The organism is Streptomyces chilikensis, from assembly GCF_001642695.1.
Classification (GTDB): domain Bacteria; phylum Actinomycetota; class Actinomycetes; order Streptomycetales; family Streptomycetaceae; genus Streptomyces; species Streptomyces chilikensis.
In genome coordinates this window covers 3761718-3786834 of sequence record NZ_LWCC02000005.1, presented here as the reverse complement: position 1 = coordinate 3786834, position 25117 = coordinate 3761718, and the positions used below count along the sequence as shown (strand labels likewise).

The 25117-nt window shown below is 74.2% G+C and carries 23 protein-coding genes; 10 read left to right on the top strand and 13 right to left on the bottom strand.

Annotated features, from left to right (window positions below; all coding sequences use genetic code 11):
* Nucleotides 1-49: 49 nt before the first annotated feature.
* The 3 genes from A2U95_RS16895 to A2U95_RS16885 form a co-directional block, all read right to left on the bottom strand.
* A complete protein-coding gene (locus A2U95_RS16895) occupies nucleotides 50-841 on the bottom strand; it encodes an enoyl-CoA hydratase/isomerase family protein (protein WP_166023432.1) in 792 nt (263 codons plus the stop codon).
* 132 nt (nucleotides 842-973) lie between these two features.
* A complete protein-coding gene (locus A2U95_RS16890) occupies nucleotides 974-1192 on the bottom strand; it encodes a helix-turn-helix domain-containing protein (protein ID WP_023542602.1) in 219 nt (72 codons plus the stop codon).
* 319 nt (nucleotides 1193-1511) lie between these two features.
* Nucleotides 1512-3110: an ABC-F family ATP-binding cassette domain-containing protein gene (locus A2U95_RS16885; protein WP_166023430.1), complete on the bottom strand. Its 1599-nt coding sequence runs from the start codon at nucleotides 3108-3110 to the stop codon at nucleotides 1512-1514.
* Nucleotides 3111-3329: 219 nt separating this feature from the next.
* Between A2U95_RS16885 and A2U95_RS16880 the strand changes: the two genes are divergently transcribed.
* The gene (locus A2U95_RS16880; protein ID WP_166023428.1) at nucleotides 3330-3746 is read left to right on the top strand and encodes a VOC family protein; all 417 of its coding nucleotides are present in this window, start codon (nucleotides 3330-3332) and stop codon (nucleotides 3744-3746) included.
* Between the two features lie 102 nt (nucleotides 3747-3848).
* Here A2U95_RS16880 and A2U95_RS16875 read toward each other — a convergent pair whose 3' ends face one another.
* The 3 genes from A2U95_RS16875 to A2U95_RS16865 form a co-directional block, all read right to left on the bottom strand.
* Nucleotides 3849-5156 carry a hypothetical protein gene (locus A2U95_RS16875; RefSeq protein ID WP_166023426.1) on the bottom strand — a complete coding sequence of 436 codons (1308 nt, stop codon included), beginning with the start codon at nucleotides 5154-5156 and terminating at the stop codon, nucleotides 3849-3851.
* Between the two features lie 239 nt (nucleotides 5157-5395).
* On the bottom strand, nucleotides 5396-6523 hold the full coding sequence (locus A2U95_RS16870; RefSeq protein ID WP_166023424.1) for an alpha/beta hydrolase: 1128 nt from the start codon (nucleotides 6521-6523) through the stop codon (nucleotides 5396-5398).
* A gap of 169 nt (nucleotides 6524-6692) precedes the next feature.
* Entirely contained in the window at nucleotides 6693-7370 is a 678-nt protein-coding gene (locus A2U95_RS16865) for a class II aldolase/adducin family protein (protein WP_166023422.1), read from the bottom strand.
* Between the two features lie 290 nt (nucleotides 7371-7660).
* Here A2U95_RS16865 and A2U95_RS16860 point away from each other — a divergent pair, with 290 nt between their 5' ends.
* Complete coding sequence (locus tag A2U95_RS16860) at nucleotides 7661-8914, top strand: inorganic phosphate transporter (RefSeq protein WP_166023420.1); 1254 nt, start codon at nucleotides 7661-7663, stop codon at nucleotides 8912-8914.
* Nucleotides 8915-8956: 42 nt separating this feature from the next.
* The gene (locus A2U95_RS16855) at nucleotides 8957-9178 is read left to right on the top strand and encodes a hypothetical protein (RefSeq protein WP_166023418.1); all 222 of its coding nucleotides are present in this window, start codon (nucleotides 8957-8959) and stop codon (nucleotides 9176-9178) included.
* Nucleotides 9179-9383: 205 nt separating this feature from the next.
* On the opposite strand, the gene A2U95_RS16850 is transcribed toward A2U95_RS16855, so the two are convergent.
* Both A2U95_RS16850 and A2U95_RS16845 read right to left on the bottom strand, forming a co-directional pair.
* The gene (locus A2U95_RS16850; RefSeq protein WP_166023416.1) at nucleotides 9384-9917 is read right to left on the bottom strand and encodes a nucleopolyhedrovirus P10 family protein; all 534 of its coding nucleotides are present in this window, start codon (nucleotides 9915-9917) and stop codon (nucleotides 9384-9386) included.
* Between the two features lie 55 nt (nucleotides 9918-9972).
* Nucleotides 9973-11205 (bottom strand): TerD family protein, encoded by a 1233-nt coding sequence (locus A2U95_RS16845; RefSeq protein ID WP_166023414.1) that lies wholly within the window; start codon nucleotides 11203-11205, stop codon nucleotides 9973-9975.
* Between the two features lie 540 nt (nucleotides 11206-11745).
* Between A2U95_RS16845 and ectA the strand changes: the two genes are divergently transcribed.
* The 4 genes from ectA to thpD all read left to right on the top strand — a co-directional run bounded on the left by ectA (nucleotide 11746) and on the right by thpD (nucleotide 15060).
* The gene (ectA, locus tag A2U95_RS16840; RefSeq protein WP_166023412.1) at nucleotides 11746-12315 is read left to right on the top strand and encodes a diaminobutyrate acetyltransferase; all 570 of its coding nucleotides are present in this window, start codon (nucleotides 11746-11748) and stop codon (nucleotides 12313-12315) included.
* A 94-nt stretch (nucleotides 12316-12409) separates the two neighbouring features.
* Nucleotides 12410-13681 (top strand): diaminobutyrate--2-oxoglutarate transaminase, encoded by a 1272-nt coding sequence (gene ectB, locus A2U95_RS16835; RefSeq protein ID WP_166023410.1) that lies wholly within the window; start codon nucleotides 12410-12412, stop codon nucleotides 13679-13681.
* Nucleotides 13682-13742: 61 nt separating this feature from the next.
* Complete coding sequence (locus A2U95_RS16830; protein WP_166023408.1) at nucleotides 13743-14141, top strand: ectoine synthase; 399 nt, start codon at nucleotides 13743-13745, stop codon at nucleotides 14139-14141.
* 79 nt (nucleotides 14142-14220) lie between these two features.
* On the top strand, nucleotides 14221-15060 hold the full coding sequence (gene thpD, locus A2U95_RS16825; protein ID WP_166025298.1) for an ectoine hydroxylase: 840 nt from the start codon (nucleotides 14221-14223) through the stop codon (nucleotides 15058-15060).
* Nucleotides 15061-15073: 13 nt separating this feature from the next.
* On the opposite strand, the gene A2U95_RS16820 is transcribed toward thpD, so the two are convergent.
* From A2U95_RS16820 to A2U95_RS16810, 3 genes are all read right to left on the bottom strand, one after another.
* Entirely contained in the window at nucleotides 15074-16120 is a 1047-nt protein-coding gene (locus A2U95_RS16820) for an aminotransferase class V-fold PLP-dependent enzyme (protein WP_166023406.1), read from the bottom strand.
* A gap of 108 nt (nucleotides 16121-16228) precedes the next feature.
* Nucleotides 16229-16939: a DsbA family oxidoreductase gene (locus A2U95_RS16815; RefSeq protein ID WP_166023404.1), complete on the bottom strand. Its 711-nt coding sequence runs from the start codon at nucleotides 16937-16939 to the stop codon at nucleotides 16229-16231.
* Nucleotides 16940-17061: 122 nt separating this feature from the next.
* Complete coding sequence (locus A2U95_RS16810; protein ID WP_166023402.1) at nucleotides 17062-18162, bottom strand: pyridoxal-phosphate-dependent aminotransferase family protein; 1101 nt, start codon at nucleotides 18160-18162, stop codon at nucleotides 17062-17064.
* A 230-nt stretch (nucleotides 18163-18392) separates the two neighbouring features.
* On the opposite strand from A2U95_RS16810, the gene A2U95_RS16805 reads away from it, so the two are divergent.
* Nucleotides 18393-19895 (top strand): PstS family phosphate ABC transporter substrate-binding protein, encoded by a 1503-nt coding sequence (locus A2U95_RS16805; RefSeq protein ID WP_166023400.1) that lies wholly within the window; start codon nucleotides 18393-18395, stop codon nucleotides 19893-19895.
* A 115-nt stretch (nucleotides 19896-20010) separates the two neighbouring features.
* The gene (locus A2U95_RS16800) at nucleotides 20011-21102 is read left to right on the top strand and encodes an amidohydrolase family protein (protein WP_166023397.1); all 1092 of its coding nucleotides are present in this window, start codon (nucleotides 20011-20013) and stop codon (nucleotides 21100-21102) included.
* 353 nt (nucleotides 21103-21455) lie between these two features.
* On the opposite strand, the gene A2U95_RS16795 is transcribed toward A2U95_RS16800, so the two are convergent.
* Nucleotides 21456-23063: an aldehyde dehydrogenase (NADP(+)) gene (locus tag A2U95_RS16795; protein WP_166023395.1), complete on the bottom strand. Its 1608-nt coding sequence runs from the start codon at nucleotides 23061-23063 to the stop codon at nucleotides 21456-21458.
* Between the two features lie 143 nt (nucleotides 23064-23206).
* Here A2U95_RS16795 and A2U95_RS16790 point away from each other — a divergent pair, with 143 nt between their 5' ends.
* Entirely contained in the window at nucleotides 23207-23977 is a 771-nt protein-coding gene (locus A2U95_RS16790; protein WP_166023393.1) for an IclR family transcriptional regulator, read from the top strand.
* Between the two features lie 64 nt (nucleotides 23978-24041).
* On the opposite strand, the gene A2U95_RS16785 is transcribed toward A2U95_RS16790, so the two are convergent.
* Nucleotides 24042-25117 (bottom strand): pectinesterase family protein (locus A2U95_RS16785; protein ID WP_166023391.1); only part of this gene is annotated, 1076 nt, incomplete at its 5' end.

Sequence of the window (25117 nt, the reverse complement as noted above, 5' to 3'; positions counted from 1 at the left end):
GCCGGCGCCCCGGGCGGGGCCCCGGCCGGACGGCGTGGGCGGCGGGTGGCTACTCGCCCACGCCGGCGAGGTCCCGCAGGCGCCGCGCCTGCGCGGCCCGCTCCGCGGCCCGCTGCTCGTCGAGCGTGCGCCCCGCCGCTCCCCGCAGCAGCGCCTTCGTCTCGATCACCGCGTTCCGCGGCGCGGCCAGCAGGGCCGCCACGAGGTCCCGCACCGCCCCGTCCAGCTCGTCCCGCGCCACCGCGAGGTTGGCCAGCCCGCTGCCGACCGCCTCCTCGGCCGTCACGAACCGTCCGGTGGCGCAGATCTCGAGCGCACGGGCGTATCCCACGAGCGCCACCAGCGGTTGCGTTCCGGTGAGGTCGGGCACCAGGCCCAGGCTGGTCTCCCGCATGGCGAACTGCACGTCGTCCGCGACGACCCGCAGGTCGCAGGCGAGCGCCAGCTGGAAGCCCGCCCCGATGGCGTGCCCCTGCACGGCCGCGACGGAGACGATGTCGTTGCGCCGCCACCAGGTGAACGCCTCCTGGTACCCGGCGATGAGCGCGTCGGTCCGCTCCTCGCCGTCGCGGGCCATGTCGAGGAACGACGGCTCGCCGGGGAACCCCTCGGGCGCGAACGCCTGCCGGTCGAGGCCGGCGGAGAAGGACTTGCCCTCACCGCGGAGCACGACCACCCGGACGGCGCCCGGAAGCGCCCGGCCGGCTTCCGCGAGGGCACGCCAGAGGGCGGGGCTCTGCGCATTGCGCCTGGCCGGGTTGGTCAAGGTCACCGTCGCGGTCTCGCCGTCGACGACGAGCCGGACTCCGTCCTTGTCGAGGACGGGGGCGAGCGAAGTCATGACGCCTCCGAAGGGGTGCGGTCGGCCGGCGTCCCCGGGGGCACGCCGGTAAGTGACTGCACAGTAACCACCCGGCCGGCCGGAGGACCGACCGGGTGGCCGCCGTTCATCGGAGTCGACGGCTGCCCGGCCTCAGGCGGATGCCTTCTTGCCGCGCGTCGCCCCGCCACGCCCACGGAGCGTGACGCCCGACTCGCTGAGCATCCGGTGCACGAAGCCATACGAGCGGCCGGTCTCCTCGGCCAGTGCCCGGATGCTCGCACCGGAGTCGTACTTCTTCTTCAGGTCTGCCGCGAGCTTGTCGCGCGCGGGGCCGGTCACCCGGCTGCCCTTCTTCAGAGTCTCGGCCACCCGTGCCTCCTCGTGGGAAGTGCGCTCTGGTCCTCTCATGATCACCCCTCCCCGCCGTCCTGGCCACCCATTCGGCAAGGTCGGTAAGACCGGCTTTTGACGACAGGAGCGTGTGCGCACAATCGGAATGCCTCAGTCCGTCGACCGGTACCCGCACAGCTGAGCGGTATTCAGGATGAAGCAGCAGGTCATGGAAGCGGACGGCCGGACCTCCGTGAGGGGGGAGGCCCGGCCGGGGAATCCGTGCGGCACACACCCGGGGACCAGGAGTTCTCACACAGATGAAGGACCAGGGATCGTCCGAATGATCCAATACGGGTCAGGCGAGCGCCACCAGGTCGGCGTACGAGGCGCCCCAGAGGTCCTCGATGCCGTCCGGGAGCAGGATGATCCGCTCCGGCTGGAGCGCCTCCACGGCGCCCTCGTCGTGGGTCACCAGCACCACCGCGCCCGTGTAGGTGCGCAGCGCCCCGAGGATCTCCTCGCGGCTTGCCGGGTCCAGGTTGTTGGTGGGCTCGTCCAGCAGGAGGACGTTGGCCGAGGAGACGACCAGCGTCGCCAGGGCGAGCCGGGTCTTCTCACCGCCGGAGAGCACCCCGGCCGGCTTGTCGACGTCGTCGCCGGAGAACAGGAACGAGCCGAGCACCTTGCGGACCTCGACCAGGTCCATGTCGGGGGCGGCCGAGCGCATGTTCTCGAGCACCGTGCGGTCCGGGTCGAGGGTCTCGTGCTCCTGGGCGTAGTAACCGATCTTCAGGCCGTGCCCGGGGATGATCCTGCCGGTGTCGGGCTGCTCCACCCCGGCCAGCATGCGCAGCAGGGTGGTCTTGCCCGCGCCGTTGAGGCCGAGGATGACGACGCGCGAGCCCTTGTCGATGGCCAGGTCGACGTCGGTGAAGATCTCCAGCGAGCCGTAGGACTTGGAGAGCTCCTCGGCCATCAGCGGGGTCTTGCCGCAGGGCGCCGGCTCCGGGAAGCGGAGCTTGGCGACCTTGTCGGACTGGCGGACCTCGTCCAGGCCGGAGAGCAGCCGCTCGGCGCGGCGGGCCATGTTCTGCGCGGCGACCGTCTTGGTGGCCTTGGCGCGCATCTTGTCGGCCTGCGCGTTGAGCGCGGCGGCCTTCTTCTCGGCGTTCTGGCGCTCGCGCTTGCGGCGCTTCTCGTCCGCCTCGCGCTGCTGCTGGTAGAGCTTCCAGCCCATGTTGTAGACGTCGATCGCGGCGCGGTTGGCGTCGAGGTAGAAGACCTTGTTGACGACCGTCTCCACCAGCTCCACGTCGTGGGAGATCACGATGAAGCCGCCGCGGTAGCTCTTCAGGTAGTCCCGCAGCCAGACGATCGAGTCCGCGTCGAGGTGGTTGGTGGGCTCGTCCAGGAGCAGGGTGTCCGCGTCCGAGAAGAGGATGCGGGCCAGCTCGATGCGGCGGCGCTGACCGCCGGAGAGGGTGTGCAGCGGCTGGCCGAGCACCCGGTCGGGAAGGTTCAGCGCGGCGGCGATGGTGGCGGCCTCGGCCTCGGCGGCGTAACCGCCCTTGGTGAGGAACTCCGTCTCCTGGCGCTCGTACTGCTTCATCGCCTTCTCGCGCGTGGAGCCCTTGCCGTTGGCGATGCGCTCCTCGTTCTCGCGCATCTTGCGCAGCAGCACGTCGAGCCCGCGGGCGGACAGCACGCGGTCGCGGGCGAGCACGTCGAGGTCGCCGGTGCGGGGGTCCTGCGGGAGGTAGCCGACCTCGCCGGAGCGGGTGACCGTTCCGGCGGCGGGGATGCCCTCGCCGGCCAGGACCTTGGTGAGGGTGGTCTTGCCGGCTCCGTTGCGGCCGACCAGGCCGATCCGGTCGCCCTTGGCGACGCGGAAGCTGGCGGACTCGATGAGGACGCGGGCGCCGGCGCGCAGTTCGATGCCGGTGGCGGTGATCATGGTCAGACTCCAGGGCGTGGGATGAGGGCGGACGGTCTTCGCGGAGGCGTACCGCCGTCTAATGCGCGAGGAGAATGGCCATGACGAAAGTCTAGCGGGCGCATGCAAGCACTTTCTCCGGCGTGCGTTGTCGGACCCCGGTGCAAGACTGTGCAACGGGTCACACATCAGGCGATACGGACAGCGCGGGACGAGCGCGAGGAGGAGAAGGTGGGAGCGATGACGGACGCGCGCGGCGGAGGCCCCGGCCTGTGCCCGACACTGCTGTACGCGGACGCCAGGGCGGCGGTCCGGCAGCTGACCGAGGGACTGGGGTTCCGCGAACTCTCCCTCCACGAGGGCGAGGACGGCACGGTGGCGTACGCCGAGCTGACGCAGGGCGGCGGTGTGGTGATGCTCGGTTCCCGGGACGCCGGCCGCGGGGCGTTCGCCGAGGCCATGAGGCACGCGGGCCCGGCCGGGGTCTACGTGGTGGTCGAGGACGTCGACGCCCACCACGCCCGCGCGGTGGAACACGGGGTGGAGATCCTGACGGCGCCGGCCGACCAGGACTACGGCTCGCGGGACTACATGGCCAGGGACCTCGAGGGCAACGTCTGGAGCTTCGGCACGTACGCCCCCGAGGTGCCGGCCTGACGGGGTCCCCGGCGGAAGCCGGCCGGACGGGGCGGGCGGGCACCGGTCCGGCCGGGTGACCGGCCCCGGGCGTCACCGCTCCGGCGGCCGGCCGCCTAAGCCTCAGCCGCCTCCGGTGTGCACCTGGAAGGCGGCCCGGCGCACGGCCTTGGCCAGCGCCGGGTCGGGGTGCGCGGCGGCCAGCGCCACCAGCACCTGCACGGTCCGGGGATGGCCGACGGCGCGCACCTCCTGCAGCAGCTGGGGCACCGTGGCCTGCACCGCGGACTCCAGGTGGCGCACCAGCATGGGCCCCTCGCCGTGGTCGGCGACGGCCGCTGCGGTGTCCACCCAGAGCCAGGTCGCCTCGTCCCGGGTGAGCGCCTCGTGCGCGTCCTCCGGGTCGGCGCCGTCGTGCTCGGCGAGCCAGAGCAGCGCGTAGGGCCGCAGGGTCGCCTCGGCGGCCGCGGCGCGGACCTCGGCCTCGGCCGGGGCCCCGACCACCCGCAGCGCCTCGAAGGCGAGTCCGCGCAGCAGCGCGTCCTCGCCGCGGGCGGCGGCCAGCAGCTCGGTCACCGCGCGGCCCACCGGCCGGGCGGCCAGCCACGCCTGGTACTCGGCGCGGGCGGCGTTGGGGCGCAGCCGGGCGCAGCCGCGGAGCATGTCCTCGGCGGCCTGCTCGATGTTGCCCGCCGGGCTCTGCGCGGCCACGCAGATCTGCTCCAGCTTGACCCACACCGCCCAGCTGCCGAGCGGGGTGAGGGTGGCCTGACGGCCCTGTCCTTCGGAGCCCAGCTCCAGGGCGCCGACGCCGGCCAGCGCGCCCAGCGCCCAGTCGAGCAGCGGGGCGAGCTCGTCCGGGGCGACGGGCTCGGCGGCCCGCCGGTCCTCGGGGCGCGGGGGCGCCGCGGAGGGCTCGGTGGGGTCGGCCTCGGGCGCCGCGGCGTAGGGGACCTCGCAGCGTTCGGTGCGCAGTTCGGTGACGCGCTGGCCGAGCAGGTCCAGGAGCTGCTCCACCGGGACCGGACCGGCCGACAGCTGGAGGAAGGAGAGGACCTGGGGCATCGCGGAGACGGTGTCGGCGACCGCGGAGGGCTCCTGGCCGCCGGGCTCCGGGCAGGCCAGCGACCAGGCGTCGAACAGGGCCACCCAGCCGCGCAGCACGGCGCTGTCGTCGCGGTCCCAGGCGCGCAGCCGCCAGCCGGGGCGGGCGTCGGCGCCGTGCACCTCGACCAGGCCGGCCAGCCGGGCGATGTCCCAGTGGGAACGGACCTGCCCGGTGGTCAGCCCCAGTTCGCGGGCGGCGCGGGCGGCGGTCCGGTCGGAGAGCGTGCCCTTGCCGTCGGGGGTTCCGCCCTGGGTGCCGGGGCCCAGGGCCGCGTCGGCCCAGCGGGCCACGCGGACCGCCTCGGCCAGCCGGGCGCGTGCCATGGCGGCCAGTGCGGACCGGGCCGGCGTGCCCTCGGGTGGTCGGGGCGCCGGCCTGGGGGCGCGCCGCTGGTCCGTCACTCGGGGGGCGGCGGCCAGGGATCGGGTGCGGACGAGTCGAAGCCTGGAGTCGCGCGGAATACGGGACGTCACGGGGGCAGTCTCTCGGGTGGGAGACCGAAAACCCAAACGGAACCCCCGTCCGGCCTTCGGAACGGGGCCTCAGGAGGCTTTCGGGGTGGTCACATGAAGGGGGTGAGGAAGCGGCGTACGGCCTCCTCGTAGCGCGTCGGGTCGCTGTTCCACATGGCGGCGTGCGGGGCGCCGCGGAAGGTCCGCAGGGTGACGAGACGCGGAAGCCGGTCCGCCAGGCTCCGCGACAGTTCCCAGGACGCCACCTCGTCGTCCGGGCCGTGCAGGATCAGCGTCGGCGTCCGCAGCGGCTCCGGGTCGTCGAAGGCGGGGTCCTCGTGCGCCTGGAGCCGGCCGCGGGCCGCGCGCACCGCGAGCGGCAGCAGCGCCCGGGGCACCCCGCGGGCGGTGGCGAGGGTGCGCGCGGTGGCCTCCCAGTCCAGCACCGGCGAGTCCAGCACCAGTCCGGCGATCCGGCTCCGCAGCCCGGAGCGCTGGGCGGCGCGCAGGGCCATGGTGGCGCCGGCGGACCAGCCGAGGAGCACCACCCGGCGGGCCCCGTAGCGGACGGCGTAGCGGATCGCGGCGTCCAGGTCCCGCCACTCGGTCTCGCCGAAGTGGAAGCGGCGGTCCGGGGGGCGGGGCGCGTCCGGGTCGCCCCGGTGGGCGAGGGCGAGCACCGGGAAGGCCTGCTCGTGGAAGAAGGGGAGCAGGTTGAGGACCTGCTCGCGGGTGGAGCCCAGGCCGTGCGCGGCGATCACCCAGGTGGAACGCCGGCCCGGCAGGAACCAGGCGGGGAGCAGGCCCAGCTCGCCCGGCACCTCCACGTCGGCGTAGGTCAGGTCCAGGGCGGTCACCGGGTTGCCGACGCGCAGCGACGGGGTGAGCCACACCTGGTGGCCGCGGCGGAAGGCGCCCCGGGTGACGCGTTCCAGACGGCGGACCACCGCGTCGGCGGGATGCGGGAGGTCCTCGCGGACCGGCCCGACCACGGCGTGCGGACCGCCGTCCCCGTCGTCCTTGCCCACCAGTCCGTAGAACCCGGGACGCAGGGTCGCCAGGTCGCGGGTGAGGCTGATCCAGTCCTCGCCCACGTCGTGCACGCTGAGGTGCGGCTCCGTGGGCAGCGGGCGGCCCGGGGGCGTCCTCAGCGCGGCGTCGCCCGCGAGCCGTCCGGCGGCCACCGCCGCCGCGGCTCCGGCGACCGCCGTGACGGTCGCCGCCTTGATGCCGCCCAACCTGGGGCCCCCCGCCCTGGAGGCGCCCGCCCTGAGGCTCCCCGCCCTGGAGTTCGCCGTCCTGAAGTTCACTGTGCGCACCCGACCAGTTTCAAGGGGTTCTCCCCGCCTCGCCACCGGAGCCGCGACCGGGCTCCCCGCACCGCACGTGTTCCCCGTTCCGGCGGTGTCAGCCCCCGGTGCGACGGCCGTAGCGGCGCAGGCGCCCGGCGGTCTCGGCGAGCTGGGCGGGGGTGAGCAGGGCGGGGGTGCGGCCCGGGACGGAGGAGGCGAGGAGCCACAGGCGGCACATCCACTCCAGCTGGGCGGTCCGGTCGTACGCCTGGTCGAGGTCCTCGCCGTAGGCGACCGTCCCGTGGTTGCGCAGCAGACAGGCCGAGCGGCCCTCCAGTGCGGCCAGCGTTGCCCCGGCCAGTTCCGGGGTGCCGTAGGCCGCGTACGGGGCGACGCGGACCGGACCGCCGAGCGCGGCGGTCATGTAGTGGACCGGCGGCAGCTCGTCGACCAGCGTGGAGACGGCGGTCGCGTGCACGGCGTGGGTGTGCACCACGGCCCGCGCGCCGGTGGCGCGGTAGACCGCCAGGTGCAGCGGCAGCTCGCTGGTCGGCTCGGCCGTCCCCAGCAGCCGGCGTCCGTCCAGCCCCACCCCGACCAGGTCCCGCGGCCCCAGCCGGTCGTACGGCACGCCCGAGGGCGTCACCAGCACCGTGTCCCCCACCCGCACCGAGACGTTGCCTGAGGTGCCGACCACCAGCCCCTCGTCGTGGGTGCGCCGGGCGGTCGCCACCAGCCGCCGCCACGCCTGTCCCGTTCCGTCCGGTATGCTCGCCGGTTCCGTCTCCCGCATGCCCGGGATCCTGCCACCCCGGCCGGGCCCCGGCCACGGCGTGACAAGGATCATCCCGGCACGCTCCGCCCGCCGCGGCGGGCGGAGCGTCGGACGGCCGCCGGCACCCCGCCCACCAGGCTGTATCGACATGTCGACAGTTCCCGCCGATCTCCGTTTCCGCCGTCGCGGCACCGCCGTGGGGTCCGCATGGGTGACCGTAAACCGCGCGTAGGGCGTCAGTTCACCTTCCGTTCACCCTCGTTACTTACGTTCGAATCGCCAATGACGTCGAACGATTGCCTGGGTAAATGGAAAGCTTCTCGCTGATCCTCGCGATTGTGGTGATCACCGCTCTCGCGTTCGATTTCACGAACGGTTTCCACGACACCGCCAACGCCATGGCCACCACGATCTCCACCGGCGCGATGAAGCCGAAGACCGCCGTGGCCATGTCCGCCGTGCTGAACCTTGTGGGTGCTTTCCTCTCCGTGGAGGTCGCCAACACGATCTCCAAGGGACTCGTCGACGAGTCGGGGATCCAGCCCGAGGTGATCTTCGCGGCCCTGGTGGGTGCCATCCTCTGGAACCTGCTGACCTGGCTGGTCGGCCTGCCCTCCAGCTCCTCCCACGCCCTCATGGGCGGTCTCCTGGGCGCCACCGTCGCCTCCGCCGGCTTCGGCGCGGTGAACGGCGGCACGCTGATCACCAACGTGCTGATCCCGGCGCTCGCCGCCCCGCTGGTGGCCGGCATCGCCGCCACGGTCGGCGCGCGGATCACGTACAAGCTCGGGTCGAAGACCGAGGAGCAGACCGCCAAGAAGGGCTACCGGGCCGGCCAGATCGCCTCCGCCGCCCTGGTCTCCCTCGCCCACGGCACCAACGACGCGCAGAAGACCATGGGTGTCATCACCCTGGCCCTGGTCACCGGCGGCGTCCTCGTCCCGGACTCCGACCCGCCGGTCTGGGTCATCGCCTCCGCGGGCGTGGCCATCGCGCTCGGCACCTACCTCGGCGGCTGGCGCATCATCCGCACCATGGGCAAGGGCCTGACCGACCTCCAGCCGCAGCAGGGCTTCGCCGCCCAGACCTCCGCGGCCACCGTCATCCTGGCCTCCTCGCACCTGGGCTTCTCGCTCTCCACCACGCACTCCGTCTCGGGCGCCGTGATGGGCGCCGGCCTCGGCCGCAAGGGCGGCGTGGTCCGCTGGTCCACCGCCGGCCGGATGCTGGTCGCCTGGCTGCTGACGCTGCCGGCCGCCGCGCTGGTCGCCGCCGGCGCCGAGTTCGTGACGAAGCAGGGCACCTGGGGCACCGTGGTCGTGGCCGTCTTCCTGGTCGGCTCCAGCCTCGCCATCTGGCTGGTCTCCCGCCGCGAGGTCGTGGACCACACCAACGTGAACCACGTCGAGGAGGACGGGGTCGTCGCCGACGCCGTCGCCGCGGTCACCCCGCCCCCGACCATGGCGATCGAGGAGGAGCTGGAGCGCGTGATGCCCTACCAGGCCACCGGCTCCGCCGCCTCGGCCGACGACAAGCCGGCCTCCGCGCCCGCCAAGGTCTGACGCCCCCTAGCGCACCCGCAACGAAGTAGGAAGAGAAGCAGCATGAAGATCGACTGGGCGGCTCTCGGCTCCGTCTTCGGGGTCAGCCTCGTGGCCACGGTTCTCCTGGTGGGCCTGTTCACCCTCGGCATCGCCGGCCTCTCCCAGAAGGAGAAGGCGGCCCGCACCGGCGGCTCGGCCCCCCTCGCGGTCACCGGCGCCTACGCCTGCTTCGCCGCGTGCGCGGCGGCGGTGGCGTTCGGGATCTACCTGATCGTCGCCTGACCTGACCTGACCTGACCTGAATCGGCCGGGCGGGACCTGTCCGGTCCGGCCCGGCCGGACCGGACCCTGGGCCATCGCGCCCGGAGGGCCCGGCGGAGACCCGCTCTCCGCCGGGCCCTCCGGCGTTCCCGGACCCTCCGCCGCGGCGACCGCGACCGCCGCCCGTCCACCGCGCCCACGCCCACCGCGTGCTCGCGACCGCCGCCTACTCCACCGCGGTGACCAGCACCGCGACCGCGGCCTCCGGCAGCACCGTCGTCACGGCCCGCCGCACCTCCAGCGCCACCTCCGCCGGCCGCCGCGCCCGGCTCACCGCCACGTCCACCCGCACCAGGTGCCGGCCGGTCGCCGCCTCGCGGGACAGGTGCAGTGCCCGCCGCGGCGGTCCGCCGGGGACCACCGGCATCCCGCGCGGTTCCAGCACGCCGTGCACGGCCCGCACCGCCGCCTCGACCAGCGCCTCGTCGCCGCCCGCCGGAGCCGGGCGGGTCCCGGCCGGCCGGGCGGGACCCGGCGGGGCTGCGGGCGCCTCCTCGTCCTCCTCCAGGTCGTCGTCACCCGGACGGGCGTCCTCGTCGAGGAGCAGGTCCGTCACCCTCAGATCGACCGCCCCGACGGCCAGCCCCAGCTCGCCGGCGGCCGCGGCGACCGCCTCGCGCAGCCGTCGCGCGGCCTCCGTCACCGGCTCGCCGCCCACCGCCGCGAAGGCCGCCTCCACCCGCAGCGGGCCCGGCGCCACCGCGGCCTCCGCGCTGGGGGCGGCCCGCCGCCACCGGCCGGGGCGGCGGGAGCCGTCAGAGGGCCTGGGCGGCCGGCTTGAGCATGTCGCGGACCGTGCGGGCCTTGACGAAGTCGCCGATGGCCGTCATCTCCCACTCGCCGGAGTACTGGCGGATGAACTTGGCCATCATCACGCCGGTCTTGGGCTCCGCGCCGGTCAGGTCGAAGCGGACCAGCTCGTTGCCCGCGGTGTCCAGCAGGCGGCAGTAGGCCTTCGAGACCTCGGTGAACTTCTGGCCGGTGAACGAGTTCACGGTGAAGACCAGGCCGGTGACCTCCTGCGGAAGCCGGCCCAGGTCGACGGCGATGACCTCGTCGTCCCCGCCGCCCTCGCCGGTCAGGTTGTCGCCGGAGTGCTTGACGGCGCCGTTGAGAATGGACAGCTTGCCGAAGTAGCAGGCGTCGACGACGTTGCGCTGCGGGCCGTAGGCGATCACCGAGGCGTCCAGGTCGATGTCCCGGCCGCGGTAGGCGGGCTCCCAGCCGAGCCCCATCCGCACCTGGGAGAGGACCGGCTGCCCGCCCTTGACCAGGGACACCGTCTGCTGCTTCTGCAGCGACACCCGGCCCTTGTCGAGGTTGATCTTGCCGGCTCCCGGCGCCGGGGCGGCGGGAGCGGCCGGCGCGGCCGGGGGAGTGGCGGCGAACGCCCGGGGGTCGGCGATCGTGGGCTGGGCGGGCGCGGCGGGCGGCGGCGTCACCGGCGGAGCGGCGGGCGCGGGAGGTGCCGCGGGGGCCGCCTGGGCGGGCGCGGGCTCCTCCACGGATACCCCGAAGTCGGTGGCGATGCCGGCCAGCCCGTCGGCGTAGCCCTGGCCCACGGCGCGGGCCTTCCAGACGCCGTTGCGCCGGTAGATCTCCATCACCAGCAGGGCCGTCTCGGAACCGAGGGCCGGCGGGGTGAAGGTGGCGAGGACGGAGCCGTCGGCGGCGTCGCGGAGGGTGGCGGTGGGCTCGATGCCCTGGAAGGTCTGGCCCGCCGCGTCCGGGCTGGCCGTGACCACGATCTTCTCGATGGCCGGGGGGACCGCGGCGGTGTCCACGGTGATGCCGTCGGGAGCCGTACCGCCGCCCGAGCGGTAGGTCACGCCCGGCCCGGCCGGCTGGTTGTAGAAGATGAAGTCGTCGTCGGAGCGCACCTTGCCGTCGGCGGTGAGCATCAGGCCCGAGACGTCCAGCCGCACCGGCGCGGCGACCTCGACCGTCACGCGGGCGGGGCTGAGCGGGATGTTCGAGCCAGGTGTCATAGCGGTCATGTGAGGGAGAACGAGCGGAACGCTTTTACCGTTCCCTTACCGGGGCCGGACGGGTGGGATCCGGGGAGGGAGAACCTCCGCTCCCGGGCGGCCCGCCGCCCCCGCCCCGGAGGGCCCGCCGTCGACGGACCGGGTGACCGGTCCGGGCGGAAAGGACCCGCGGAGGCCGGGCCTCCGGGGACGGCGAGACGGAATGCGAGGAACGCGAAAGCATTGCGGCAGGTAATGGGGGAGGGGAATTCTAAAGCTGACGAGCCGCTCGTTCCCTATTCGCTCATGCCCATTTCCCGACAGGTCAAACGTCAAGATCCGGCGAAGATCGAGAAGGTCTTCCGTGGGCGCCGGCACAGTGTTACGCCAATGTAATCAGGTTCACATCGCGCCCGTTTCGCCGGGTTTTTCCGGTGCAATCCTCGCATAACGCCGCCCCGTTCCGCCCCGCCCCGCGCCTGCGTGATACCACAGCCCGTGCGGACACGTAACCCCGCGCGGGAATGCATTTCTCAATTCGGCTGGGTAAGTTCCATTCGCATGACTGCCCTTCAAGCAGCCCCGACGCAGACGACGCAGACGACCTCTTCCGAATTCTCCGGCGGATTCCGTGACGGATTCCGCGTCGACCGCCCGAACGTGGCCGACGGCGCCGCCCTGTGGCGCATCGCCCGTGACTCCCGGACGCTCGACCTCAACTCCTCCTACAGCTACCTGCTGTGGTGCCGCGACTTCGCCTCGACCTCCGCGGTGGCCCGTACCGAGGACGGCCGGGTCGCCGGATTCGTCACCGGCTTCCTGCGCCCCGAGGACCCGCGGGTCCTGCTGGTGTGGCAGGTGGCCGTGGACGAGCGCCACCGCGGCCACGGGCTGGCCGGCCGCATGCTCGACGAGCTGGTGGCCCGGATCGACCGCGACAGCGAACTCGGCGTGGACACCGTCGAGACCACCATCACCCCCGGCAACCGGGCGTCCGAGCGCCTCTTCGCCTCCTTCGCCGCCCGCCACGGCGCGGACCTGACGCGCGAGGTCCTGTTCGAGGCCGAGCGCTTCCCCGCCGAGGGCGAGGCCCACGCCCCCGAGGTGCTGCACCGCATCGCGCCGCTGTGAGCCCGGGCCGTCAGGCCGCCCTCGCACCCCGGAACCCCGCCGCAGCGCCCCGAACCCTTCCCCCCTTCCTTCACCCCACGAGGAGTTGCCCGTCGTGACCGTCACCCAGCCCGACCTGACCGTCTTCGAGTCCCTGGAGTCCGAGGTCCGCAGCTACTGCCGCGCCTGGCCCACGGTCTTCGACCGCGCTCAGGGCAGTCACATGTACGACGAGGAGGGCCGCGCCTATCTGGACTTCTTCGCGGGCGCGGGTTCGCTGAACTACGGCCACAACAACCCGGTGCTCAAGCGCGCCCTGCTCGACTACCTGGAGCGGGACGGCGTCACCCACGGCCTGGACATGTCGACGACGGCCAAACGCGCCTTCCTGGAGACCTTCCACCGCCTGGTGCTCCAGCCGCGCCACCTGCCGTACAAGGTCATGTTCCCCGGCCCCACCGGCACCAACGCCGTCGAGTCGGCGCTCAAGCTGGCCCGCAAGGTGAAGGGCCGCGAGGCGATCGTCTCCTTCACCAACGCCTTCCACGGCATGTCGCTCGGCTCGCTCGCCGTCACCGGCAACGCCTTCAAGCGGGCCGGCGCGGGCATTCCGCTGGTGCACGGCACCCCGATGCCGTTCGACAACTACTTCGACGGCAAGGTCCCGGACTTCCTCTGGTTCGAGCGGCTCCTGGAGGACCAGGGCTCCGGCCTCAACAAGCCCGCCGCGGTGATCGTGGAGACCGTGCAGGGCGAGGGCGGCATCAACGTCGCCCGCCCGGAGTGGCTGCGCGCCCTCGCCGACCTGTGCGAGCGGCAGGACATGCTGCTGATCGTCGACGACATCCAGATGGGCTGCGGCCGCACCGGCGCCTTCTTCTCCTTCGAGGAGGCCGGCATCACCCCGGACATCGTCACCGTCTCGAAGTCCATCAGCGGCTACGGCCTGCCGATGTCGCTCTGCCTCTTCAAGGGCGAACTGGACGTGTGGGAGCCGGGCGAGCACAACGGCACCTTCCGCGGCAACAATCCGGCCTTCGTCACCGCCACCGCCGCCCTGGAGACCTACTGGTCCGAAGGCGACGCGCTGGAGAAGCAGACCCTGGCCCGCGGCCTGCAGATCGACCAGGCGCTGGCCCAGATCACCGCCGAGAACCGCCCCCACGTCAAGGAGTACCGCGGCCGCGGCCTGGTGTGGGGCCTGGAGTTCCACGACAAGGAGCGGGCCGGCCGGGTGGCGCGCCGCGCCTTCGACCACGGCCTGCTCATCGAGACCTCCGGCCCGGAGGGCGAGGTCGTCAAGCTGCTCCCCGCGCTGACGATCACGCCCGACGAGCTGGACGAGGGCCTCCGCGTCCTCGACCGGGCCGTGCGGGAGACGGCGTGACACGCCGCAGCACCGTCCCGCACGACCGCCGCACGACCACCGGAGAGGTGAGCACCACACCGTGATAGTCCGATCCTTCAAGGAGATCGAGGGCACCGACCGGCACGTCAAGGCCGCGACCGGTACCTGGGAGAGCAAGCGCATCGTCCTCGCCAAGGAGGGCGTCGGCTTCTCCGTGCACGAGACGGTCCTCTACGCGGGCACCGAGACCACCATGTGGTACGCCCACCACATCGAGGCGGTGGTCTGCACCGAGGGCGAGGCCGAGCTCACCGACGAGACCACCGGTGAGAAGTACCTGATCACGCCCGGGACCATGTACCTCCTCGACGGCCACGAGAAGCACACCCTGCGGCCGCGGACGGACTTCCGCTGCATCTGCGTCTTCAACCCGCCCGTCACCGGACGGGAGGACCACGACGAGAACGGCGTCTACCCCCTGATCACCGAGGAGGTCTGAGCCCGTGTCCACCGCGACGACCACACCCGCCGGCAACGGCGTCACCGACCTGTACCCCACCCGCGGCGCCCAGGAGGTGATGGTGCCCCGCCAGGACCCCGTCGTCTGGGGCAGCCCCGACGCTCCGGGCCCGCTCGGCCCGCAGGACCTGGGCGCCTTCGAACGCGACGGCTTCCTGGCGGTCGACCAGCTGATCACCCCCGAGGAGGTCCAGGTCTACCGGCGTGAGCTGGACCGCCTGGTCGCCGACCCGGAGATCCGCGCCGACGAGCGCTCCGTCGTCGAGCCGCGGACCCAGGAGATCCGCTCGGTGTTCGAGGTCCACCGGATCAGCGAGCTGTTCGCCGGCCTGGTCGCCGACGAGCGGGTCGTGGGCCGCGCCCGGCAGATCCTGGGCTCGGACGTCTACGTCCACCAGTCCCGGATCAACGTCAAGCCCGGCTTCGGCGCCTCCGGCTTCTACTGGCACTCGGACTTCGAGACCTGGCACGCCGAGGACGGCCTGCCGAACATGCGGACCGTGTCGGTGTCGATCGCCCTCACCGAGAACTTCGACACCAACGGCGGCCTGATGATCATGCCGGGGTCGCACAAGACCTTCCTCGGCTGCGCGGGCGCCACCCCGAAGGACAACTACAAGAAGTCGCTGCAGATGCAGGACGCGGGCACGCCGTCCGACGAGGCGCTCACCGCCCTCGCCGGACAGCACGGCATCAAGCTCTTCACGGGCAGGGCCGGTTCGGCGACCTGGTTCGACTGCAACTGCATGCACGGGTCCGGCGACAACATCACGCCGTTCCCGCGCAGCAACGTCTTCATCGTGTTCAACAGCGTGGAGAACGCGGCCGTCGACCCGTTCGCCGCGCCGGTGCGGCGCCCGGAGTTCCTCGGGGCCCGCGACTTCACCCCGGTGCGCTGAGCGTCCCCCTCGCTCAGCCCGCCAGGACGTCGAGCAGGCGGTCGACGTCCGCGGGGGTGTTGTGGAGGTGGAAGGCGGCCCGCAGACTGCCCGCCCGGTCGGAGAGCTCGATCCCGGCCGCGGACAGCTCGGGCTGCCTTCCCCCCAGCCCCGGCACCGACACGATCGGCGACCCCGGCGAGGGCAGCGGCTCGTGCCCCAGCCGGGCCAGGCCCTCGCGGAAGCGGTCGGCCAGCGCCAGGTCGTGACGGTGGACCGCCTCCACCCCGAGTTCCTCGAAGAGCGCCAGGGAACGCGGGGCGGCGACGCAGGCCATGCTCTGCGGTTCGTCGAACCGCCGCGCGCTGCGCGCCAGTTCACCGATCGGCCCGTAACAGCTCGCCCACGGGTCCTCACCCGCCACCCAGCCGGCCGACAGCGGGAGCAGCCCGCCGAAGTCCTCCGGGACGGTCAGGAACGCCAGGCCGAACAGGGAGCACAGCCACTTGTGGGTGACGGTGACGGTGAAGTCGTACTCCCCGGCGTCCAGCGGGAGCCAGCCGGCGGCCTGGGAGACGTCCAGGCAGATCCTGGCGCCGTGCGCCGCGCCGGCCGCGCGCAGCGCCGGCAGGTCGACCAGCCGGCCGTCGGCGGACTGGACGGCGCTGACCGCCACCATCGCGGTCCCCGGACCGACCGCCTCCGGGATCCGCTCCAGCGGGACGGACCGGACCTTCAGATCGCCGCGCACGTGGAACGGGTTGACCAGCGAACTGAAGTCCCCCTCGGCGGTGAGCACCTCGGCGCCCGCGGGGAGCGAGGCGGCGACGAGCCCGCAGTAGGACGCCACCGAGGTGCCCACGGCGACCCGGCCGGGGGAGACGCCCATGATCCTGGCGTAGGAGGCGCGCGCCTCCTCCACCGGTCCGAAGACGTCGGCGGGACGGCCGGTCGCGGCGTCCTCCAGCGCCGAGCGGACGGCCCGCGAGGCGCGCGCCGGGAGCAACCCGACGGCAGCGGTGTTCAGGTACACGTTCCCGGGACGGAATTCGGACGCGGCGGCATCGTCGAGGTTCGGCATGGGACTCACGATGCCGCCACGGCCCGGGTTCCGTCCACGGGGCGTCCTGCCCGGGACGCGGCGGACGCGGTGGACGGCGAGCCCGTCACCGCCCCCCGCCGCCGCGCGTCACGGCCGGGGGACCTCACAGCCTTCGGGGCCGCAGGCGTCGCCGTCGGAGAGGACCGTCAGCGGGGACCGCTCGCCCCACGCCTGGGCCAGCGCCTGGGAGAACAGCTCCGCCGGCTGCGCCCCGGACACCCCGTACCTGCGGTCGATGACGAAGAACGGCACCCCGCCCACGCCGAGTTCCGCCGCCTCCCGCTCGTCCGCCCGCACCTCGTCCGCGAACGCCGCCGGATCGCCCAGCACCGTCCGCACCTCGTCCTCCGCCAGCCCGGCCCGCACGGCCAGCTCGACCAGGTACTCGTCGGCGTCGGCGAAGACGGACCGCTCCTCGGCGAAGTTGGCCCGGTAGAAGAGGTCCAGCAGTTCGCCCTGCCGTCCGCGCTCCTTCGCCAGGTGCAGCAGCCGGTGCAGGTCGAAGGTGCCGCCGTGGTCCCGGCCCTCGGCCCGGTACGGCAGGCCCTCCCCGGCCGCCTGCGCCGCCAGGTTCGCCTCGCCGGCCCGCGCCTGCTCCTCGCTCATCCCGTACTTCGCGGCCAGCAGCCCGAGCACCGGCTCCACGTCGCCCTTGGCCCGCCCGGGGTCCAGCTCGAACGACCGGTGCACGACCTCGACCTCGTCGCGGTGCGCGAACCCGGCCAGCGCCTTCTCGAAACGGGCCTTCCCGACATAGCACCAGGGGCAGGCGATGTCGGACCAGATTTCCACACGCACGGGGTACTCCAGAAGTTCGCGACGGTTCTCCAGTGCGCCAACCCCGCGTCCGGCCGCCGCATTCCCGGCGGCCGGACACCCGTGCGGGAGCGACCGGCAGGCGTGGGGTGGGGGAGGACCCGCTACTTCCAGGCGGCCGCGGCGGCCCGCAGCGCCCTCGCCAGGTCCACCTCGACGCCCCGCTCCGCCAGCGCGGAACCCAGCGCGGCCAGGCTGCCCTGCACCGCGCCCGGCGTGGCGTCCCGGCCGTAGTGGTTGACCCGGATCATCTCGGCCGCCAGCGCGCCGCCGCCCGCCGCCAGCGGCAGCGCCGGGTCCGCCGCCAGCGCCCGCGCCACCAGCTCGGAGGCCACCACGCCCGCCGGGGTGCGCAGCGTGGTCGCCACCGGAGCGGCGTCCTTCGCGTCGTGGACGTACGGCTCCAGTCCGCCGCCCAGGGCGACCGCGCCGGCCCGGGTCGCGGCGGCGGCCGCGGCGTGACGCGCCATCAGCGCCTCCAGGCCCTCGTGCTCCACCCGCTCCACGCAGGCGTCCAGCGCCAGCATCTCGAGCTGCGCCGGCGCGTGCAGCAGCGCGGTGCGGCCGCGGTCGATCCAGCGCTCCTTCCAGTCCAGCAGCGACAGGTACGACCGGCGCGGGGCCCGCGGGTTGGCGGCCATCCGGGCCCAGGCCCGCTCGCTCACCGAGACCGCCGAGACGCCCGCCGGACCGCCCAGCGCCTTCTGCGCGCCGATCACGCACAGGTCGACGCCCCACGCGTCCGTCAGCACCGGCTCGGCGCCGACCGAGGCCACCGCGTCCAGGTAGAACAGCGCCCCGTGCTCCCGGACCACCTCGCCGATCTCCGCGACCGGATTGGTGTTGCCGGTGGCCGCCTCGGCGTGCACCAGGGAGACGAAGTCGATCTCGGGGTGCTCGGCCAGCGCCTCGCGGATCTGCCCGGCGGTCACCGCGGTGTGGAACGGCACCGCCAGGTCGTGCACCGTCGCGCCGCAGTCCCGCAGCCAGTCGCCGAAGGTCTGCCCGTACGGGCCGGTGATCACGTTCAGCGCCACCGTCTCCGGACCCGCGCAGCCGCGGATCGCGCCCTCCAGCGGAAGCAGCGCCTCGCCCTGGGTGATGACGACGTCGTTCCGGGTGCGCAGGAGGCGCGCCACCCGGTCCGCGACGGTCGCGAAACGGGCGGCGCTGAGCGGAGCCAGGTCCAGGAAGGGGTGGGTCACGGTGGTGCTCTCTTCGCTCAGGGAATGCGGGAATGCGGGAACGCCGGGAAGCCCGGCGCGCCCCGAGGGTAACCGGTGCCGCGCCGGGCCACGGACCGCCCGGTTCCGGGCCCGGGGGGTACGGCGTCCGCACCTCCGCCGAACGAGGCGGCAACGGCCGGTGAACTTCACCGGCGGCCGTTCCCCCCACCCTCCCCACGGCGCGGACCCGGCCGTACCTTGTCCGCACCATGGACACGTTCCCCTGGGAGATCACCCTCACCGTGCTCGGCGTCGTCATACCGGCGGTGGCCGGCGTGTACGAGTACTTCTTCATCGGCCGGAAGCGGCTCGGCTACCGCATCCAGATGGACACCCGGGCGTTCGGCGGGGAGTTCGCCGGCGCCCGGCACCCGTCGCTGGTGCTGGTGCGGATCGAGAACAACGGCTCGGTCCCCGTCGACGTCGACGACTACATGGAGACCGACCCCGTCGGCCTGTCCGTCCGCTTCCCGCGCCGCCGGGTCGTGCGGGCCTTCGACCCCACGCGCCGCGGGCCCAGTTCGCCCACCAACGCCGTCCCCGAGCTCAACCAGGACCCGGAGCGGGCGGACCCCGACGTGCTGAGGCTGCCCCGGGTGCCGCTCAACAGGAACGAGCACTACAAGGTGCTGGTGCTGCTGGACGAACTCGACGGGGACGCCGCCCCCGACCGGGACGGCGACGAGTCCGACGCGGTGATGGAGAGCAGGATCAAGGGCGGCCGGATCACCCGGACCCGGTACCGGGCGGGCGTGTCCAGGGGCGTGGTCGCGCTGATCACCGTGATGGCGTCGCTGATCGTCGCGCTGTACTACGTGTCCGGGGAGGACTCCACCGCCGCGGTGGACTGCGCCTCCGGCGAACTCACCGTGGTCGGCTCCACCGCCTTCCGCCCCGTGGTGGAGAAGGCCGCCGAGAGCTACCGCGAGGCGTGCCGCGACGCCCCCGGCGACGTGGAGATCCGCATCCGGGCGGCCGGCAGCCAGGAAGGCGTCCGCGCCCTCGACGAGGCGGGCCGCGGAGCGGGCGAGGACGGCCCGGCGATGCTCGCCTTCTCCGACGGCCACAAGGGCGACGGGCACCCGCAGCTCCTGCCGCGCCCCGTGTCGTTCTCCCTCTTCACCCTGGTCGTCAACAAGGAGGCGGGGGTGCAGGACCTGACCCCGGAGCAGATCCGGCGGATCTACTCCGGCCGGCACCTCAACTGGAAGGAGGTGGGCGGCGACGACCTGCCGATCGCGCTGGTCGGCCGGTACTCCAGCTCCGGCAGCCGCCGGGCCCTGGAGGAACGGATGCTGGGCGGAGCCACCGAGCCCAACGTCACCTCGCACGACTGCCGCGGACGGGTCCCCCGTCCCGACAACCCCGCGCTGCGCTGCGAACGCGGCTCCACGGCGGAGGTCCTGGACACGGTGGCCGAGGTCCCGGGCGCCCTCGGCTACGCGGAGGCCCACGCGGCGGCGGGCGAGGCGGACCGCCTCCACCTGGTGCGCGTCGACGGCCACCCCGCCGAACTGGACGCCGCCGACCGGGGCGTCTACCCGTACTGGGCGACGGAGTACGCGTACACCTACGGGCAGCCGCCGGCCGACTCCCTGGTCGCCGGGTTCCTGCGGTACATCACGCTGGAGGTCGGCCAGGACGTCATCCGTGAGCACGGCCAGCGGCCCTGCGCCGACCTCGCCAACCCGAGGCTGTGCCGCCCCTCCTGACGTCCTCCCGCCGCCCTTGCCCACGTCCTCCCGCCGCCCTTCCCGGCGCTCCTCGTGACGTCCCGCGCGCGGCCCCTCCTGACGTGGCGGGGCCGGGGGATCTAGGGTGCGGTGCATGAGTGATCGCGCGGTGCTGCGGGTGAGGGGAAGGGTGCTGGCCGGGCCCGAGGAGGTCCGGGACGAGCTCTGGGTGGTCGGCGGACGGATCACCTACGACCGCCCGGCCGGCGCCCGGGACGTCCGCACCGTCGAGGGATGGGTCCTGCCCGGACTGGTGGACGCCCACTGCCACGTCGGACTCGGCGAGGGCGGCGCGGTGCCGGACGACGTCTCGGAGAAGCAGGCGCTGACCGAGCGGGAGGCCGGGGCGCTGCTGCTGCGGGACGCCGGATCGCCCGCCGACACGCGGTGGATCGACGACCGCGAGGACCTGCCGAAGATCATCCGGGCCGGGCGGCACATCGCCCGCACCCGGCGCTACATCCGCAACTTCGCCTGGGAGATCGAGCCGGAGGACCTGGTCGCGTACGTCGCCCGGGAGGCGCGGCGCGGCGACGGCTGGGTGAAGCTGGTCGGCGACTGGATAGACCGCGGCGAGGGCGACCTGGCGCCCTGCTGGCCCCGCGAGTCCGTCGAGGCCGCCATCGCCGAGGCCCACCGGCTGGGCGCGCGGGTGACGGCGCACTGCTTCGCCGAGAACTCGCTGCGGGACCTGGTGGAGGCCGGCATCGACTGCGTCGAGCACGCGACGGGACTGACCGAGGAGACCGTCCCGCTCTTCGCCGAACGGGGAGTGGCCATCGTGCCGACGCTGGTCAACATCGCCACGTTCCCGAAGCTGGCGGCGGGCGGGGAGGAGAGGTTCCCGCGCTGGTCGGCCCACATGCGGCGGCTGCACGAGCGGCGCTACGACACGGTGCGCTCCGCGTGGGACGCCGGGGTGCCGGTGTTCGTCGGCACCGACGCCGGGGGGACGCTGCCGCACGGGCTGGTGGCGGAGGAGGTCGCGGAACTGGTGCGGGCGGGCATCCCGGCCGCGGACGCGGTGGGGGCGGCGTCCTGGGCGGCGCGGTCCTGGCTGGGCCGCCCCGGCCTCGACGAGGGGGCCCCGGCCGACCTGGTGGTCTACGCGTCCGACCCCCGCCAGGACGTGGCCGTCCTGGCCGCCCCGCGCCGAGTGGTCCTCGACGGCCGCGTGGTCGCCTGACGGCACCGGCACCGGCACCGGCACGCGCGCCCGCGCGGCAGGGCGGTCATCCGCGGCGGATCGCCGTCCGCAGGGGTCCGGTCCGTCCAGGGGGCCGGGGCGCCCCTCGGACGAAGCCCTCGGGGAGCCGGGCGCGGGCGGCGCCGTACACGGCGGCGCGGGCCGCGTGCGGGCGCGGAACCGCACGCCCGCACGTGACCCGCGCGAGCCGGCGCCCCGCGCCACGGGCGCCGTCCGGCCCCGCACCACCTCCCACCGCCTGCCCGCCCGCCGCCCCGCCGCCCGCGCGCAACACCGCGGCCCGGCCCCCGGATCGGGGCCGGGCCGCGGTGGATCCGGGCGTCGGGGCGGGGTCAGGCGCCCGCCGCGCCGTCGGTGTCGGCGTCCGTGCCGGGGTCCGCGTCCGCGCGGGGCGCCGGCCGCCCCGCGCCCGTCTCCGGGCGGCCGTCCACCCGGCGCGGGAGCCCGAGCGGGTTGTCGTCGTGCAGCTCCGGCGGCAGCAGCGCCTGCGGCGCCGACTGGTAGGTGACGGGCCGCAGCCAGCGCTCGATCGCCGTGCCGCCGACCGAGGTGGAGGTGGAGGTGGTGGCCGGGTACGGGCCGCCGTGGTGCTGCGCGGGGGCGACGGCGACGCCGGTGGGCCAGCCGTCGACCAGGACGCGTCCGGCCAGCGGGGTGAGCAGTTCGAGCAGGGCCGCGCCCCGGCCGTCCGCGCCCGCGGCCTCCTCGGCGCCGAGGTGGACGGTCGCGGTGAGGTTCCCGGGCAGGCGGCCGAGGACGGCCACCGCCTCGTCGTCGCCCGCGTACCGGGCGACCACGGTGACCGGGCCGAAGCACTCCTCCAGCAGCGCGTCGTGCTCGTCCTCGGCGGCCAGCCGGCCCGCCGGGACGGTCAGGAAGCCCGCCGTGACCCCGTGGTCGCCGTCCGGGCCGGGGACCACCGGCGCCTGCACGCCGGGCAGTCCGGCGCGCTCGGCGGCGCCGGCCAGGAAGGCGTCGCGCATGCGGTGGTCGAGCATCACGCCGCCCCGGCCGCCGGCCACCGCCTCGGTGAGCGCCTTGACCAGGCCGTCGCCGGCCGCCCCCTCGGGGACGAGCGCGAAGCCCGGCTTGGTGCAGAACTGGCCCACTCCCAGCGTCATCGACGCGGCGAGCCCGGCCCCGATCTCCTCGCCCCGCTCCGCCGCCGCGGCCTCGGTGACGAGGACCGGGTTCAGGCTGCCGAGCTCGCCGTGGAAGGGGATGGGCACCTCGCGCGCGGCGGCGGCGTCGTACAGCGCCCTCCCGCCGCGCACCGAGCCGGTGAACCCTGCGGCGGCGACCAGCGGGTGGCGCACGAGCGCGACGCCCGCGTCGAAACCGTGGACCAGGACGAGGACGTCCTCGGGCAGGCCCTCCTCGGCCGCGGCCCGGCGCAGCAGCGAGGCGCACAGCTCGGAGGTGGCCGGGTGGTCCGGGTGGGCCTTGACGACGACGGGGCAGCCCGCGGCGAGGGCGCTGGCGGTGTCACCGCCGGGCACGGAGAAGGCGAGCGGGAAGTTGCTGGCGCTGTAGACGGCGACGACGCCGATCGGCACCTTCCAGCGCCGCAGGTCGGGCCAGGGCGGGGTGCGGGTGCCGTCGGCGTGGTCGATGCGCACGTCGAGGAAGCCGCCCTCCTCGACGATGTCCGCGAAGGCCCTCAACTGCGCGGTGGTGCGGGCGAGTTCTCCGGTCAGACGGGGGGCGCCGAGGGCGGTCTCCGCGTCGGCCGTCCCGACCACCTCGTCCTGCGCCTCGTCCAGGAGGCGGGCCGCGGTGCGCAGCAGGGCGGCCCGCGCGGGCCTCTCCGCCAGGGCCGCGCGGGCGTCGTGCGCGGCGCGCACGGCGCGGTCCACGTCCTCGGACGCGGCCTCCCGCGCCACCTCCTCCCGGCGCTTCCCGGTTCGGGGATCGACGCTCCAGACTGGTGCTGCGGTCACGGTGGGGTTCCTCCGGTTGGTGCCGGTGCGCCGGTCCGCCGCAACGGCCGGAGACGACCGGGGTGCGTTCGCTATTCTGAACCGCATTCCTGTGTATGAATGACAGGAACTCTATGTGCGGGCGTTCGAAGGGGTCAAGGGGAATGCCGACTGCCGAGACGGGTGGCGCACAGGTCAAGTCCGCCGTGCGGACCGTGGAGTTGCTGGAGTACTTCGCCGGACTGCCCGGCATGCACAGCCTGGCCGCCGTGCAGGAGGCCGTCGGGTATCCGAAGTCGAGCCTGTACATGCTGCTGCGCACCCTGGTCGAGCTGGGCTGGGTGGAGACGGACGCGACGGGCACGCGGTACGGCATCGGTGTGCGGGCGCTGCTGGTCGGCACCTCGTACATCGACGGCGACGAGGTGGTGGCGGCGGCCCGGCCGACCCTGGACAGGCTCTCCGACGACACCACGGAGACCATCCACCTCGCCCGTCTCGACGGCACCAACGTGGTGTACCTGGCCACCCGTCAGTCGCAGCACTACCTGCGGCCCTTCACCCGCATCGGCCGCCGCCTCCCGGCCCACGCCACCTCGCTCGGCAAGGCGCTGCTGGCGTCCCTCACCGACGACCAGGTGCGCTCGCTGCTGCCGGAGACGCTGCCCGCGCTGACCGAGCACACCATCACCGACCGGGAGCGGCTGATCGAGGAGCTGCACCAGGTGCGCGAGCAGGGGTACGCGGTCGACCGGGAGGAGAACACGCTGGGGCTGCGGTGCTTCGGCACGGCGATCCCGTACCGCACCCCGGCGCGCGACGCGATCAGCTGCTCGGTGCCGGTGGCCCGGCTCACGCCCGCCCACGAGCAGTCCATCGTGGACGCGCTGTTCGACGCCCGCGACCGGCTCACGCTGGCCACCCGCAGGCTCTGAGGCCGCCGCGCCGCCCTGGCGGGTCCCGTCGCCCTGGCGGATCCCGTCACCGTGGCGGGTCCCGTCACCGGGCCCGCCGCAGGGCGGCCCGCGCGTCCCAGTCGCCCAGGTACGCCTCGGGCGTGTGCGCGGCGGCCTCGGCGGCGGTGAGCAGGGGCCGGTTCTCCGGCACGGGGATCCTGGCGCCGGGGCCGCGGTTGGCGTACTCGCGGAACAGGAAGCCCTGCCACGGGTACTGCTCGCGCATGTTCGCGTACGGCTGCGCGGTGTCGGTCCCGGCGTCCATGACGCTGTCGCGGACGACGAGGCGCGGCCACGCGGTGGGGTCGCTGCTCGGCACCCAGGGCCGGGCGAGCTTGTAGGCGCCGTCCGGGGCCTCACTGGTGAAGCGGCAGCGCACGGCGAGGAAGCCGTGCGGTGTCCCGGCGGCCGTGCTGGGCGCGAAGACGAAGCCGTACGGGGTGAAGTCCACGGGCCGGTCGAGCATGCGGAACTCGCCGCCGGCGTGGACGGCCGTGGCCCGGCCGAAGACGAAGTCGACGTCGCCCTCCGTGTAGCAGCGGTGGAAGTACTGCCGGGCGGTCAGGGTGCGGTGGCGGGTGTCGGTGAGCAGGGTGTCCTGGTGACCGAGGAAGCGGCAGCGGTCGAACAGGCTGCGGTCGCCGAGCACCCGCAGCGCGACGGCCTGCTGCGCGGTGATCTCCGGGTGGTCGGCGCGCAGGAAGTCGTTGGCAAAGGTGAGGCGGCGGGCGGTGAACCCGTCGGCCGCGGCGGTGACGGTGGCGCTCCCGGAGGTGCCGTACGTGCCGGAGCCGTCGGGCCTGGGCGTGCCGGAGGCGTTGTCGTGGACGATCACGGTGTCGCGCGGGTCGCCCGTGGAGCCGAGCAGGGTGAGGCCGGTCTTGCTCTCGGGGACGCCGACGGTCTCCCGGTAGGTGCCGGGGGCGAGGACGATCGTCCAGGGCCGGTCGGGGTGGTCCGGGGTGGCGTCGACGGCGGCCTGGACGGTGGGGAGGTCACCGGTGCCGTCCGGGCGGACGCGCAGGACGCGGTCCCGGCCTCCGTCGGTGGCGCGGCCGGTGGCGGCGCGGGCCCGGGGGGCGCCCAGGCCGAGGGCCGCGGCGGCGCCCGCGCCGGCGA